This window comes from Haemophilus influenzae, assembly GCF_019703545.1.
Classification (GTDB): Bacteria; Pseudomonadota; Gammaproteobacteria; order Enterobacterales; family Pasteurellaceae; genus Haemophilus; species Haemophilus influenzae_E.
Window position 1 is genome coordinate 913,461 of record NZ_AP018771.1, and the last position, 15,695, is coordinate 929,155.

7 protein-coding genes, 5 tRNA genes and 3 rRNA genes are annotated in these 15,695 nt (G+C 41.1%); 12 read left to right on the forward strand and 3 right to left on the reverse strand.

The features are described 5' to 3' along the window. Positions 1-192: 192 nt before the first annotated feature. The 3 genes from metC (at position 193) to K6J66_RS04550 (ending at position 3,841) form a co-directional block, all read left to right on the forward strand. Positions 193-1,383 (forward strand): cystathionine beta-lyase, encoded by a 1,191-nt coding sequence (metC, locus tag K6J66_RS04540; RefSeq protein WP_038439030.1) that lies wholly within the window; start codon positions 193-195, stop codon positions 1,381-1,383. A 477-nt stretch (positions 1,384-1,860) separates the two neighbouring features. Further along, positions 1,861-3,222, forward strand: a complete 1,362-nt coding sequence (gene mpl / locus K6J66_RS04545; protein ID WP_038439029.1) for a UDP-N-acetylmuramate:L-alanyl-gamma-D-glutamyl-meso-diaminopimelate ligase — start codon at positions 1,861-1,863, stop codon at positions 3,220-3,222. 112 nt (positions 3,223-3,334) lie between these two features. Continuing rightward, positions 3,335-3,841: a DUF2301 domain-containing membrane protein gene (locus K6J66_RS04550; protein WP_005653606.1), complete on the forward strand. Its 507-nt coding sequence runs from the start codon at positions 3,335-3,337 to the stop codon at positions 3,839-3,841. 49 nt (positions 3,842-3,890) lie between these two features. Here K6J66_RS04550 and znuA read toward each other — a convergent pair whose 3' ends face one another. From znuA to mltA, 3 genes are all read right to left on the reverse strand, one after another. Then, positions 3,891-4,934: a zinc ABC transporter substrate-binding protein ZnuA gene (gene znuA / locus K6J66_RS04555; protein WP_110442697.1), complete on the reverse strand. Its 1,044-nt coding sequence runs from the start codon at positions 4,932-4,934 to the stop codon at positions 3,891-3,893. Between the two features lie 177 nt (positions 4,935-5,111). Next, positions 5,112-5,882, reverse strand: a complete 771-nt coding sequence (gene tcdA, locus K6J66_RS04560; RefSeq protein ID WP_005658066.1) for a tRNA cyclic N6-threonylcarbamoyladenosine(37) synthase TcdA — start codon at positions 5,880-5,882, stop codon at positions 5,112-5,114. Then, complete coding sequence (gene mltA, locus K6J66_RS04565; RefSeq protein ID WP_038439023.1) at positions 5,882-6,991, reverse strand: murein transglycosylase A; 1,110 nt, start codon at positions 6,989-6,991, stop codon at positions 5,882-5,884. Before mltA ends, tcdA begins: the two co-directional genes overlap by 1 nt. A 187-nt stretch (positions 6,992-7,178) precedes the next feature. On the opposite strand from mltA, the gene K6J66_RS04570 reads away from it, so the two are divergent. From K6J66_RS04570 to rrf, 9 genes are all read left to right on the forward strand, one after another. Continuing rightward, a tRNA-Met gene (locus K6J66_RS04570) sits at positions 7,179-7,255 on the forward strand. A gap of 130 nt (positions 7,256-7,385) precedes the next feature. Beyond that, positions 7,386-9,521 (forward strand): bifunctional 23S rRNA (guanine(2069)-N(7))-methyltransferase RlmK/23S rRNA (guanine(2445)-N(2))-methyltransferase RlmL, encoded by a 2,136-nt coding sequence (gene rlmKL, locus K6J66_RS04575; RefSeq protein WP_038439021.1) that lies wholly within the window; start codon positions 7,386-7,388, stop codon positions 9,519-9,521. A 148-nt stretch (positions 9,522-9,669) separates the two neighbouring features. Continuing rightward, positions 9,670-9,746 (forward strand) — tRNA-Arg (locus K6J66_RS04580). A 26-nt stretch (positions 9,747-9,772) separates the two neighbouring features. After that, positions 9,773-9,848 (forward strand) — tRNA-His (locus tag K6J66_RS04585). A 21-nt stretch (positions 9,849-9,869) separates the two neighbouring features. Then, positions 9,870-9,946: transfer RNA gene (locus K6J66_RS04590), tRNA-Pro, on the forward strand. A 178-nt stretch (positions 9,947-10,124) separates the two neighbouring features. Further along, positions 10,125-11,664: ribosomal RNA gene (locus tag K6J66_RS04595) — 16S ribosomal RNA — on the forward strand. Positions 11,665-11,795: 131 nt separating this feature from the next. Next, a tRNA-Glu gene (locus K6J66_RS04600) sits at positions 11,796-11,871 on the forward strand. A gap of 270 nt (positions 11,872-12,141) precedes the next feature. Beyond that, positions 12,142-15,255: ribosomal RNA gene (locus K6J66_RS04605) — 23S ribosomal RNA — on the forward strand. A 242-nt stretch (positions 15,256-15,497) separates the two neighbouring features. Next, positions 15,498-15,613: ribosomal RNA gene (gene rrf / locus K6J66_RS04610) — 5S ribosomal RNA — on the forward strand. Together the 16S, 23S and 5S rRNA genes with 4 tRNA genes alongside form the textbook arrangement of a ribosomal RNA operon. The last annotated feature ends 82 nt before the right edge of the window (positions 15,614-15,695 follow it).

A 15,695-nucleotide genomic window follows, 5' to 3' on the forward strand; every position in this document is an offset into this window, starting at 1 on the left:
TTATAAATAATTGATAAAATTAAAGCTCGTTAGCATCTATTTTAGGGATTCTGTGTAGACGTCAGAATTATTTGTTGTTTTCTCTTTATTTTTTCCATTGCCTAATACCGCAGATGAAGTAAAATCAGGTGCGGATAGGAATTGAAACCATAGTTATTTTTGCCCTATAAGTTAATTTAAATAAGGAAATATATGCAAACAAAATATGATCTTTCAACAATGTTTATTCATTCTGGTCGTCAAAAACGTTTTTCACAAGGATCGGTAAACCCTGTTTTACAGCGAGCTTCTTCATTACTATTTGACAGTATTGAAGATAAAAAACACGCTACTCAACGTAGAGCAAAAGGCGAATTATTTTATGGCAGAAGAGGGACGCTAACACATTTTGCTTTACAAGATTTAATGTGCGAAATGGAGGGGGGGGCAGGTTGTTATCTTTATCCTTGTGGTACAGCAGCAGTAACTAATTCGATTCTTTCTTTTGTTAAAACTGGCGACCATGTGTTAATGAGTGGCGCAGCTTACGAGCCAACCCAATATTTCTGTAATATTGTGCTGAAAAAAATGCAGATCGATATAACTTATTACGATCCTCTTATTGGTACAGATATTGCAACGCTTATTCAACCGAATACAAAAGTACTTTTCTTAGAAGCACCGAGTTCTATTACAATGGAAATTCCCGATATTCCGACTATTGTGAAGGCTGCAAGAAAGGTGAACCCTAATATTGTGATTATGATTGATAATACTTGGTCGGCAGGTGTTCTATTTAAAGCGTTAGAGCATGATATTGATATTTCTATTCAGGCGGGTACGAAATATTTAGTGGGTCATTCAGATATTATGATTGGTACTGCCGTTGCGAATGCGCGAACTTGGGATCAACTTAGAGAACATTCCTATTTAATGGGGCAAATGGTTGATGCAGATTCTGCTTATACGACTGCTCGTGGTATCCGTACATTGGGGGTACGATTAAAACAACATCAGGAAAGCAGTATTAAAGTGGCAAAATGGTTGAGTGAGCAACCCGAAGTAAAAACTGTGTACCATCCAGCTTTACCAAGTTGCCCTGGTCATGAATTCTTTTTACGTGATTTTAGTGGAAGCAGTGGTTTATTTTCTTTTGAATTAACCCAGCGATTAACTTCAGAGCAAGTATCAAAATTTATGGATCATTTTCAACTGTTCGCTATGGCTTATTCATGGGGAGGATTTGAGTCTCTAATTCTTTGTAATCAACCAGAAGAAATTGCACATATTCGTCCAAATATTAAACGTAATCTTACAGGTTCATTAATTCGTGTGCATATTGGTTTTGAAAATGTGGATGAACTAATTGCAGATTTGAAAGCTGGTTTTGAGCGAATTGCTTAAAAGTGCGGATAAAAAAATGCCTGTTTTACACAGGTATTTTTTATAGGATTATTTTTGTTCTGACACTAAGCCAATTTTGGAACCGTCAGCAAAATGAATTGAAGTCCCAATAATATCGACTTGAATACTTTTTCCTTGTTGTAAGTGAGGACGAATTTGAGAAAGCACGGCTTCTTCATCGGTTGATAAGGTAACGACTTCATTTGCTTTTGGTGCAACTGTTTTTCCAAATTGTAATGCAGGAAGATTTGCTACATAGAACGGCTGATTATTTTCTTTGTAAATAGTGAGCCATTGTGCTTCTGAAATTGCTTTATCGCTTAAATTTAATTGTTTATTCCCATTGAAGTGGTTAAATAATGGTTCAGTGGCGTTAATTATAGATCATATAGTTTGGTATGGCAGTCTTTTCTTTTGAAAGTTCATAGAAGTTGTTTTATCATATTTTTTGTTTTCCTTAATCAACAGAGAAATACAATGAAACATATTCATATCTTAGGTATTTGTGGCACATTTATGGGCGGTGTGGCGATGATTGCTAAACAAATGGGCTATCACGTAACGGGTTCCGATACTAATGTTTACCCTCCAATGAGTACTTTTTTAGAAGAGCAAGGTATCGAGATTATTCCAAATTATGATGTTGCACAATTACAACCTGCGCCTGATATGGTAATTGTTGGTAATGCGATGAAGCGTGGTAATCCTTGCGTAGAATATGTGTTGGAAAATAATTTGAAATATACATCTGGCCCTCAATGGTTACATGATCATTTATTGCGAGATCGTTGGGTATTGGCGGTTTCAGGTACGCATGGAAAAACAACGACAACAGGTATGCTAACGTGGATCTTAGAACAAAATGGCTTAAAACCAGGTTTTTTAATCGGAGGAATTGCGGGTAATTTTGGCATTTCTGCCCGTTTAGGCACAAGTCCTTATTTTGTTATTGAAGCTGATGAATATGATACAGCTTTTTTTGATAAACGTTCTAAATTTATCCATTACAATCCACGTACACTTATCGTAAATAACATTAGTTTTGACCATGCAGATATTTTTGATGATCTCAAAGCGATCCAACGCCAATTTCATCATATGATTCGAACTATCCCAGCCAGTGGCTTGGTATTAAGTTCGGCGAGTGAACAAAGTGCAAAAGAAACTTTGGCATTGGGATGTTGGTCTCAACAGCAATTTTTAGGCAAAGATAACGAGTGGTTTGCTGAACGTATTACAAATGATGCTTCACATTTTGCTGTCTTCCATCATGGAGAAAAAGTGGCAGAAGTAAAATGGAATGTAGTGGGACAACATAATATGCATAATGCTTTAATGGCGATCGCTGCGGCTCATCATACTGGCATTGCTATTGAAGATGCGTGCAAAGCATTGGGATCTTTTGTGAATGCTAAACGTCGTTTAGAAGTGAAAGGCGAAGTTAATAGCATTACGGTTTATGATGATTTTGCGCATCATCCAGAAGCTATTTTGGCGACTTTAACTGCATTGCGCGATAAAGTGGGTGGTGGAGTTCGTATTCTTGCAGTGCTTGAACCTCGTTCTAACACAATGAAAATGGGGGTTCATAAAGATGACATCGCGCCTGCGCTTGGCCGAGCTGATGAAGTGTTTATGCTTCAACCTGAACAACTTTCTTGGGAAGTGGCAGATATTGCAAACCAATGTGTACAACCTGCTTATTGGAATGCAAATTTAGATCGATTAGTGGATATGATTGTTGCAAAGGCTCAACCTACGGATCATATTTTAGTGATGTCTAACGGCAGTTTTGGTGGCATTCATCAAAAAATTCTTGATAAGCTAAAACTGAAATAATAAAAGTGTGGTTAATTTAGAACCTGTTTTTAAATTGACTGTACTTTTTATTTCTGACTTTTAGGCTATATTTATTTTTAATTTGTAATTCATAAAAAGGAAAATTTATACAATGGCTGATCCACATATTAAATCACCGATGGATTTTTTAGATTATCTGACTGTTATTATTTACCGCACTGGTTTTGTGATAGCGGCGTTGGCTGTTCTTACCGTAAGCTGGTATCCAGATTTATCACTCACATTTATATTAATTGCGGCGACTTGCTGTGCCTCTTCATTACATATTTATCTCAAATCCTTCCGATTGCTTTTTCAATTTGCTACTTGGATAGGATTACTTTTTTATATTAATCATTATCCTGCGTTGGCTCTTGGCGGCGCGTTACTTACTTTAGGTGGTTTGTGTTTTAAAGAATATTTTTGTTTCCGCGTGCCTTTGCTAAATTTACAGCCGATATTTGTGGCTTGCTTGTGGTTTTCGTGGGTGTTAAATAATCTTATTGCACTACGCATTTTTTCTATTATTTCTGGCGTATTACTTTTAGTTTTAGCGATACAAAAATGGCGAATGCCTTTGCATTTTGATATTGGAGATAAAACTAAATATCAAATTTAGCAAAGAAAATGACCGCACTTTTATATGCGGTCATTGTTTTTAGAAAGATTTATTTAGCTAAACATTCCATGTAGCTATCTGCAGTAGATTGCAAGAATGTTGCATAAGAATTTTTACCTAAAGTAACTTTATCGCCAATTGGGTCGAGCTGTCCTACATTGACTTTAGTATTTTTCGCTAAAGACTCAATCACTTTTGGCGTAAATTGAGGCTCTGCGAATAAGCAATTTACTTTATGTTCATCAATTTCTTCTTTAATGTGCGCTAAAGTTTTTGCACCCGGTGCTACTAATGGATTGATGGTAAAGTAACCCGTTTGTTTTAAACCATAAGCATCGTTGAAATAACCATAAGCATCGTGGAAAACGTAGAAACCTTTGTCTTTAACATTTGCAAGTTGTGCCGTAATTTTTTCACTTTGTTCTGCCAAAGTGCGGTTAAAATCTGAAAGATTTTGTGCAATTAACGCTTTTTTATCTGGGAATTGTGCAGTTAATTTATCCGCTACTTTTTGTGCAACAATTTTGCTGATAGCGGGAGAATACCAAACGTGCCAGTTTGTTGTTAAACCCTCGTGATGATCGTGATCATGATGTTCGTGATCGTGTTTATGTTCGTGTTTATGATCATGATCGTGGTTGTGTTTATGCTCGTGTTTATGATCATGATCATGGTCATGGTCATGATCATGTTTGTGTTCGTGTTTATGGTCATGATCATGATCGCCATCTTCATGGAAATGCTCGTGGTGAGCTTTACTTAATAAAGGTTTTACATCCGCAAGATCGGCAATGGTAATCACTTTTTTACGTTCAATTTGGCTAATTGGTTTGTCTAAGAATGAATCAATGTCTTCACCAATCCATACAACTAAATCTGCAGATTTTACTTTTTGAATATCAGATAATTTCAAATTGTAATCATGCGGAGAGGCGCCTGCAGGAACAAGGACTTGTGTACCAGTTACGCCATCTGCAATAGATGAAACAATAAAGCCTAAAGGTTTTACTGATGCTAATACATCGGCATTCGCCATCATTGGCGCACTTAAAAGTGCGGCAGAAACGGCACTAATTTTTAAAAGTTTTTTCATATTTATGTTTCCTTACTTGTTAGTAGTAATTCTCAAAAGGAAAAAAGAGTACGCCTTTTTATATAAATTGCAACGATTTTATAGTAAAAAGAGGGAAAATTTTTCATTTTCAAAGTCAATAGGTTTCATTCAATAAAAAATGCACATTTATGGTCAATGTGCATTTTTAAGAGGTGATTAAGATTTTTTCTTTAGTAATTTATCTATTACACGAGAAACGGCAAAAAAACCAAAGGTTGCCGTAATCATTGTGGCTGCGCCAAACCCATTTGCGCAATTCATTGTGGCTGAAATAGAACAGTCTTCTGTCATTTGTGGGAATATTAAAGGTTGTGTTGAAAATATCGCATCGATACTAAATTTGCGCTTTGGATTTTGGCTAAAATTGTAATCCTTGCGTAAAACTGACCGCACTTTGGCGAGCAGTGGATCTTGAATGGTTTTACTGAGATCGGCAATTTGAATTTGGGTTGGATCAGTTTGACCGCCAGCACCACCAATAGTAATCACATTAATTTTGTTACGTTTACAATAAGCAATCAGCGACGCTTTAGTTTTCACATTGTCAATGGCATCAATCACATAGTCATAGCCTCGGTTGAGATAATCCGATTGATTCTCTGGCGAGATAAAATCATCAATAATATTGACGGTACATTCTGAGTTAATTAATTTTACTCGCTCTGACATGACTTCAGTTTTTAATTTGCCGATTGTGCCGCTCATCGCAGGAAGTTGGCGATTGATATTTGTGACACAAATATCATCCATATCAATTAATGTGAGTTCACCAATGCCAGATCGTGCTAAGGCTTCCACGACCCAAGAGCCGACACCGCCAATGCCAATCACGCAAATATGCGCTTGGCGTAAGCGTGCTAAGCCATCAGGCGTATAAAGTCGCCCAATGCCACCAAAGCGTTGTTCGTAATTATCTATTCTAGCCATTACCGTAATACCCATACTCTACCGTAGTGTTTTGAAAGCCCTGCAATATGTCCCGCTCTAGCACCGATACCACGATATAAGTCAAAGTGATGACCTTTCACTGCGCCGCCTACATCAAGTGCAACCATTAAGTGTAATTTGTGTGTGCCAATCCAGTTTCCGTTATTATCAATGTCGGGTACTTCGACTAAAAGCACAGAACCAGATGGGATAATATTGTGATCTGATGCCACTGAAGCCATTGCTACAAGAGGAACGCCCGAAGAGCCTTTCACTTTGCCACTTGGATCATTTTTAAAGAATACATAAGCTTCATTGCGTTCTAACAAGCTTTGTACACGAGAGGGATTACGATTACTCCATTCTCGAATTGCTTGAATAGACATTTTTTCTTTTGGAATTTCGCCATCTTCTACTAATAAACGCCCGATAGCCGTGTAAGGGTAACCATTTTGTCCTGCGTAAGCAAAATAGTTAAGATTACCATCGCCAAAATCTACATAGCCACTGCCTTGTACACCAAGTAAAAAGTTTTCTAACATTGAATCGCTATATGCTAACTCTAATCCTTTTCCCGCTAATGCTCCCGCATAAATTTGTGCTCGACTTAGACGTTTTTTTACAGGCATACGATAAATTGGATTTTTAAATTGACCTTGTGGGGAATGACGAACATAAAGTATAGGCGAATAATAGCCTGTCATCAGCACATTTTGAAATCCATCAAAGCCACGCATAATTTGTGGTTGGATATTAAATTGAGTGAGTTCATTAATATTTGCTCCAGAAAGAACCCAATTTGTAATCTTTTCATAATTATCGTAAAAATTTGTGGAAAGTTTACTTGAATAATTTTTTATATTGGAAAGCTGTGTTAAAAAATCGCCTTGATTTATTACCGCACTTTGGTTTTCTATATAGGAAACAGGCACAAGAGCGGTTTGCTGATAAGTTCGATTGGTATATTTTGCACCGAATTGTTGAGGATCACTTCCATTTGAGGTGGTTGGAATCTGAGTGTTTTTTGTGTTAGAGGTACAAGCTACCAAAAGTGCGGTAATAATTGAGATAGAAAAAGTTTTGAACCAGAAAGGTTTAAGCATCGACATTTTTTAATTCTAAAGTAAGCTACAATAGGGCTGCATACGCTATCAAAATTTACTGAAAACAACCAGTGTTATTTAGCGGGGTTGATTAATAAAACCACATATTGAACATTTTATTAACAAACAATACATCAAGTTTTGTTTAATTCTTGCAATTCAATTTTAAGCGAGTATAGTACGCCTCATCAGACGCGGGGTGGAGCAGCTTGGTAGCTCGTCGGGCTCATAACCCGAAGGCCGTCGGTTCAAATCCGGCCCCCGCAACCAACAAATTCTAAAGCCCTGATTTAAGAAAATCGGGGCTTTTCTTTTTACAGTTTAACTCGCTATGATGATCTCAATTAGATCATCTTTTTCTATGCTATAATCCCTCAAAATTTTCAAAATCGGTACCTAAATGAAACAATTATTTGCAACGACTTCTCGTGGCTTTGAAGAATTATTAAAAGTTGAACTCACTGAACTTGGCGCGCAAGAGGCAAAAGTGGTTCAAGGTGGCGTTCATTATCAAGCTGATGACGAAACTTTATACCGCACTTTGCTTTGGTCACGCCTTGCTTCACGCATTTTATTTCCTTTGATTGAAACCAAAATTTACAGTGATTTGGATCTTTATGCGGCTGTTTCAGGCTTTAATTGGTTAGCGCAATTTGATGAACGAGTTACATTCTTTGTCGATTTTAATGGAACCAACCAAGAAATTCGTCATACTCAATTTGGTGCGATGCGCGTTAAAGATGGAATTGTCGATTACTTTGAACGTCAAGGTAAAACTCGCCCTGATGTAGATAAAATTCAGCCAGACGTACGTATCCATGCTTATTTGAATCGTGAAAATTTAGTAATTTCTTTAGATTTAAGTGGGGAAGCATTACATTTGCGAGGCTATCGTGAAGATGCAGGTCAAGCGCCTTTACGTGAAACTCTCGCGGCGGCAATTGTTATGCGTTCAGGTTGGCAAGTGGGTTCTCCATTAGTAGATCCAATGTGTGGTTCAGGTACGCTTTTAATTGAAGCAGCACAAATAGAAGCTAAAATTGCACCGCAACTTTATCGTTTACATTGGGGATTTGATTTTTGGAAAGCGCATAATCAATCGGCTTGGGAAAAAGTAAAAAATGAAGCAATTGAATTAGCAGAAGAAAAACAACGTGAAATTCAACCGCACTTTTATGGATTTGACCTCGATCACCGCGTATTAAAAAAGGCGCAGAAAAATGCACAAAATGCAGGTGTTTCACATTTAATTAAATGGCAGCAAGCTGATGTGGCAGCGTTAAAAAATCCTCGTTTAAATGAAGTTGGCACGGTTATCTGTAATCCACCTTATGGCGAACGTTTAGGAACAACACCAGCTTTAATCGCGCTCTATTCTGTATTTGGGCAACGACTTAAAAAAGAATTTTGCGGTTGGAATGTTTCTGTTTTTAGTAGCGAATCCACATTGCTTGATTGTTTGAGAATGCGTGCCAGCCGACAGTTTAAAGCAAAAAATGGCCCACTAGATTGTGTGCAAAAGAATTATCAAGTTTCAGAACGAAAATCTGACGCAATTACAGATGAAAAGGAATTAGAATTTAACCGCACTTCGGAGGTCGCCCCCGATTTTGCTAATCGATTACAAAAAAATATTAAGAAAATTAGCAAATGGGCAAAGCAACAAGGATTAGATGCTTATCGTTTATATGATGCTGATTTGCCAGAATATAATTTAGCTGTTGATCGTTATGCAGATTACATAGTTGTACAAGAATATGCAGCGCCGAAAAATATTGATGAAAATAAAGCGCGTCAGCGTTTGTTAGATGCCGTTACTGCAACTTTGCAAGTGACAGGTGTGGAAACAAATAAGTTGATCCTCAAAGTTCGTCAGAAACAAAAAGGTACAAATCAATATGAGAAGTTAGCCAATAAAGGCGAATACTTTTATGTGAATGAATATGGCGCGCAACTTTGGGTAAATTTGACAGATTATTTAGACACTGGATTATTCTTAGATCACCGTTTAACAAGAAAAATGATTGGTGAGTTGGCAAAGGGTAAAGATTTCTTGAACTTATTTGCTTATACAGGTTCTGCAACTGTTCATGCAGCACTTGGTGGCGCTAAATCGACAACCACCGTAGATATGTCAAATACTTATCTTAATTGGGCGGAACAAAATCTTATTTTGAATGATATTAAAGGTAAACAACATAAATTAATTCAAGCAGATTGCCTTCAATGGTTAGAAAAATGTGATCGTCAATTTGATTTGATATTTGTGGATCCACCGACGTTTTCAAATTCTAAACGTATGGAAGAGAGTTGGGATGTTCAACGAGATCATGTGAAATTAATGAGCAATCTAAAACGAGTTTTGTCGAATAATGGCACAATTGTTTTCTCGAATAATAAACGTGGATTCAAAATGAATTTAGTTGCGTTGGAAGAATTAGGTTTAAGTGCGGTAGAAATTTCGCATAAAACATTGCCTCTAGATTTTGAACGTAATAAACAAATTCATAATTGTTGGATGATTCAACATATATAATAATTTGCCAAGTTGTAAAAATAGTCGAAAAAATAGTGAATTTTAAACAAACTGAATAAAAAACTATCGCTCAAACATTTTTTTTCAAAAAGTGCTAGACAAGATTTTATTAAATCATTAATATACGCCACCGCAACGACGCAGTAACGCGTTCGTAGCTCAGTTGGATAGAGCGTTGGCCTCCGGAGCCAAAGGTCGCAAGTTCGAATCTTGTCGAGCGCGCCAGGTCAGTGCAATAACAACTTTTAATGGTGGCTATAGCTCAGTTGGTAGAGCCCTGGATTGTGATTCCAGTTGTCGTGGGTTCGAATCCCATTAGCCACCCCATCTTATCTTTATAAGATCTGACGGCGAGTAGCGCAGCTTGGTAGCGCAACTGGTTTGGGACCAGTGGGTCGTAGGTTCAAATCCTATCTCGCCGACCACTTTATTTTGCTCTTTAACAATATATCAGACAATCTGTGTGGGCACTTGTTGATTGACTTGTTTTAAAACTATTTTTTAATTTTGAAGTCTTAATAGGTGCTTAACTGAAAATTCATCATTACTTTTTTAAGTAGTGTTTTTATTTATAGCTAAGCAGTTTATTGAGCGATTGAACTTGAATTGAAGAGTTTGATCATGGCTCAGATTGAACGCTGGCGGCAGGCTTAACACATGCAAGTCGAACGGTAGCAGGAGAAAGCTTGCTTTCTTGCTGACGAGTGGCGGACGGGTGAGTAATGCTTGGGAATCTGGCTTATGGAGGGGGATAACGACGGGAAACTGTCGCTAATACCGCGTATTATCGGAAGATGAAAGTGCGGGACTGAGAGGCCGCATGCCATAGGATGAGCCCAAGTGGGATTAGGTAGTTGGTGGGGTAAATGCCTACCAAGCCTGCGATCTCTAGCTGGTCTGAGAGGATGACCAGCCACACTGGAACTGAGACACGGTCCAGACTCCTACGGGAGGCAGCAGTGGGGAATATTGCGCAATGGGGGGAACCCTGACGCAGCCATGCCGCGTGAATGAAGAAGGCCTTAGGGTTGTAAAGTTCTTTCGGTATTGAGGAAGGTTGATGTGTTAATAGCACATCAAATTGACGTTAAATACAGAAGAAGCACCGGCTAACTCCGTGCCAGCAGCCGCGGTAATACGGAGGGTGCGAGCGTTAATCGGAATAACTGGGCGTAAAGGGCACGCAGGCGGTTATTTAAGTGAGGTGTGAAAGCCCCGGGCTTAACCTGGGAATTGCATTTCAGACTGGGTAACTAGAGTACTTTAGGGAGGGGTAGAATTCCACGTGTAGCGGTGAAATGCGTAGAGATGTGGAGGAATACCGAAGGCGAAGGCAGCCCCTTGGGAATGTACTGACGCTCATGTGCGAAAGCGTGGGGAGCAAACAGGATTAGATACCCTGGTAGTCCACGCTGTAAACGCTGTCGATTTGGGGGTTGGGGTTTAACTCTGGCGCCCGTAGCTAACGTGATAAATCGACCGCCTGGGGAGTACGGCCGCAAGGTTAAAACTCAAATGAATTGACGGGGGCCCGCACAAGCGGTGGAGCATGTGGTTTAATTCGATGCAACGCGAAGAACCTTACCTACTCTTGACATCCTAAGAAGAGCTCAGAGATGAGCTTGTGCCTTCGGGAACTTAGAGACAGGTGCTGCATGGCTGTCGTCAGCTCGTGTTGTGAAATGTTGGGTTAAGTCCCGCAACGAGCGCAACCCTTATCCTTTGTTGCCAGCGACTTGGTCGGGAACTCAAAGGAGACTGCCAGTGATAAACTGGAGGAAGGTGGGGATGACGTCAAGTCATCATGGCCCTTACGAGTAGGGCTACACACGTGCTACAATGGCGTATACAGAGGGAAGCGAAGCTGCGAGGTGGAGCGAATCTCATAAAGTACGTCTAAGTCCGGATTGGAGTCTGCAACTCGACTCCATGAAGTCGGAATCGCTAGTAATCGCGAATCAGAATGTCGCGGTGAATACGTTCCCGGGCCTTGTACACACCGCCCGTCACACCATGGGAGTGGGTTGTACCAGAAGTAGATAGCTTAACCTTTTGGAGGGCGTTTACCACGGTATGATTCATGACTGGGGTGAAGTCGTAACAAGGTAACCGTAGGGGAACCTGCGGTTGGATCACCTCCTTACTGAAGACGAGAGACAGCGAGTGCTCACACAGATTGGCTGATAGTTGTAGACAAGATTAAAAACGAAGCGAAAGCAACGTTGAAAAATAAACGTTAAAAGATAAAAAGAAAATAGAGTATCTTTAATTGATGTCCCCATCGTCTAGAGGCCTAGGACATCGCCCTTTCACGGCGGTAACCGGGGTTCGAATCCCCGTGGGGACGCCAATTAAAGATAACTTTATTAGATTATCTTACTGTTCTTTAAAAAATTGGAAACAAGCTGAAAACAAGAGATTTTCGAGAGAAAGTCTGAGTAGGCAAGACGGGAAAGTGAAAAGAGGGAACGGAGAAGGAAACTCTAAAAACAAAACCTGTTTTGCATAAAATCTTGATTGAACAAAAGCAATCAAGTGTTTAGTTGAATGAAAATACGCATCAAATTGACCGCACTTTGAAGTGAAAACTTAAAGTGATAGAAAACATTTGAGGTTGTATAGTTAAGTGACTAAGCGTACAAGGTGGATGCCTTGGCAATCAGAGGCGAAGAAGGACGTGCTAATCTGCGAAAAGCTTGGATGAGTCGATAAGAGGCGTTTAATCCAAGATATCCGAATGGGGAAACCCAGTAGATGAAGAATCTACTATCAACAAGTGAATTCATAGCTTGTTGAGGCAAACCGGGAGAACTGAAACATCTAAGTACCCCGAGGAAAAGAAATCAACCGAGATTTCGTCAGTAGCGGCGAGCGAAAGCGAAAGAGCCAGTAAGTGATAGCAGTATAGTTAGGAGAATGTGTTGGGAAGCACAATCAAAGAGGGTGATAATCCCGTATCTAAAAACCATATTGTGGTACTAAGCTAACGAGAAGTAGGGCGGGACACGTGATATCCTGTTTGAAGAAGGGGGGACCATCCTCCAAGGCTAAATACTCCTGATTGACCGATAGTGAACCAGTACTGTGAAGGAAAGGCGAAAAGAACCCCGGTGAGGGGAGTGAAATAGAACCTGAAACCTTGTACGTACAAGCAGTGGGAGCCCCATCACTTAATCCGATTGGAAGGTGATGAAAAGCAACCGCACTTAAACAATGGTAAGAGGAGCGAAGCGAGTCAAACCACCCAAAATAAGCAGTGGGATTAAGTGATGGGGTGACTGCGTACCTTTTGTATAATGGGTCAGCGACTTATATTTTGTAGCGAGGTTAACTGAATAGGGGAGCCGAAGGGAAACCGAGTCTTAACTGGGCGAGTAGTTGCAAGGTATAGACCCGAAACCCGGTGATCTAGCCATGGGCAGGTTGAAGGTTGGGTAACACTAACTGGAGGACCGAACCGACTAATGTTGAAAAATTAGCGGATGACTTGTGGCTGGGGGTGAAAGGCCAATCAAACCGGGAGATAGCTGGTTCTCCCCGAAATCTATTTAGGTAGAGCCTTGAGGTGACACCTTTGGGGGTAGAGCACTGTTTCGGCTAGGGGGCCATCCCGGCTTACCAACCCGATGCAAACTACGAATACCAAAGAGTGATACTCAGGAGACACACGGCGGGTGCTAACGTCCGTCGTGGAGAGGGAAACAACCCAGACCGCCAGCTAAGGTCCCCAAGTCTATATTAAGTGGGAAACGAAGTGGGAAGGCTTAGACAGCTAGGATGTTGGCTTAGAAGCAGCCATCATTTAAAGAAAGCGTAATAGCTCACTAGTCGAGTCGGCCTGCGCGGAAGATGTAACGGGGCTGAAATATAGCACCGAAGCTGCGGCATCAGGCGTATCACTAATACGCCTTACGATTAACAAGCTAGAATGGTGCGAAGCGACATGAAAGGTTGTTCAAGCAACCCGAACGTTGAGTCGGGCATCTTAGAGTGAGGATTATTAGTGATACGCCTGTTGGGTAGGGGAGCGTTGTGTAAGCGGAAGAAGGTTCATCGAGAGGTGGGCTGGACGTATCACAAGTGCGAATGCTGACATAAGTAACGATAAAACGGGTGAAAAACCCGTTCGCCGGAAGACCAAGGGTTCCTGTCCAACGTTAATCGGGGCAGGGTGAGTCGGCTCCTAAGGCGAGGCTGAAAAGCGTAGTCGATGGGAAACAGGTTAATATTCCTGTACTTGGTAAAGCTGCGATGTGGGGACGGAGTAGGTTAGGTTATCGCACTGTTGGATATGTGCGTTTAAGTTGGTAGGTGGGAAGTTTAGGCAAATCCGGACTTCCTTAACACAGAGAGATGATGACGAGGCTCTACGGAGCTGAAGTAACTGATACCACACTTCCAGGAAAAGCCACTAAGCGAAAGGCTTTACTAAACCGTACTGAAAACCGACACAGGTGGTCAGGTAGAGAATACTCAGGCGCTTGAGAGAACTCGGGTGAAGGAACTAGGCAAAATAGCACCGTAACTTCGGGAGAAGGTGCGCCGGCGTAGATTGTAAGGGCTAGCCCCTGAAGGTTGAACCGGTCGAAGATACCAGCTGGCTGCAACTGTTTATTAAAAACACAGCACTCTGCAAACACGAAAGTGGAGGTATAGGGTGTGATGCCTGCCCGGTGCTGGAAGGTTAATTGATGGTGTAATCGCAAGAGAAGCACCTGATCGAAGCCCCAGTAAACGGCGGCCGTAACTATAACGGTCCTAAGGTAGCGAAATTCCTTGTCGGGTAAGTTCCGACCTGCACGAATGGCATAATGATGGCCAGGCTGTCTCCACCCGAGACTCAGTGAAATTGAAATCGCCGTGAAGATGCGGTGTACCCGCGGCTAGACGGAAAGACCCCGTGAACCTTTACTATAGCTTGACACTGAACATTGAATTTTGATGTGTAGGATAGGTGGGAGCCTTTGAAGCAGTGACGCCAGTCATTGTGGAGGCGACCTTGAAATACCACCCTTTAACGTTTGATGTTCTAACGAAGATGACGAAACGTGGTCTCGGACAGTGTCTGGTGGGTAGTTTGACTGGGGCGGTCTCCTCCCAAAGCGTAACGGAGGAGCACGAAGGTTTGCTAATCACGGTCGGACATCGTGAGGTTAGTGCAATGGTATAAGCAAGCTTAACTGCGAGACAGACAAGTCGAGCAGGTACGAAAGTAGGTCATAGTGATCCGGTGGTTCTGAATGGAAGGGCCATCGCTCAACGGATAAAAGGTACTCCGGGGATAACAGGCTGATACCGCCCAAGAGTTCATATCGACGGCGGTGTTTGGCACCTCGATGTCGGCTCATCACATCCTGGGGCTGAAGTAGGTCCCAAGGGTATGGCTGTTCGCCATTTAAAGTGGTACGCGAGCTGGGTTTAGAACGTCGTGAGACAGTTCGGTCCCTATCTGCCGTGGGCGTAGGATGATTGATTGGGGCTGCTCCTAGTACGAGAGGACCGGAGTGGACGCATCACTGGTGTTCCAGTTGTCTCGCCAGAGGCATTGCTGGGTAGCTAAATGCGGAAGAGATAAGTGCTGAAAGCATCTAAGCACGAAACTTGCCAAGAGATGAGTCATCCCTGACTTTAAGTCAGTAAGGGTTGTTGTAGACTACGACGTAGATAGGTCTGGTGTGTAAGTGTAGTGATACATTGAGCTAACAGATACTAATTGCCCGAGAGGCTTAACTATACAACGCTCAAGTGTTTTTGGGAGCTAAGTGAAGTAAGAGATGAAAAGCGAAGCAAATAAAAGTAGAGCGGAAACCGAAGTAAAAGACTAAACAAAGAAAAGTAAGTATAGAAGACTTAATAGAAAGAAAATTGAGTTCAGCTTGTGACCAATAAGAACGAGTGAAAGGTAGAGGAAAGACTGAGTAACGAGAGATAAAAGAGACGAGAGATAAAAGAGAAGACGAGTTATCAAAGAATTATCCTGGCGGCGATAGTGCGGTGGACCCACCTGAGACCATACCGAACTCAGAAGTGAAACGCTGTAATGCCGATGGTAGTGTGGGGTTTCCCCATGTGAGAGTAGGGCACCGCCAGGTTATCAGATACAAATCTAAATCACATAAAAACAGAACCCTAGTTGAAAAGCTAGGGTTTTTGTTTTTTTCTAAAAATTAAAAA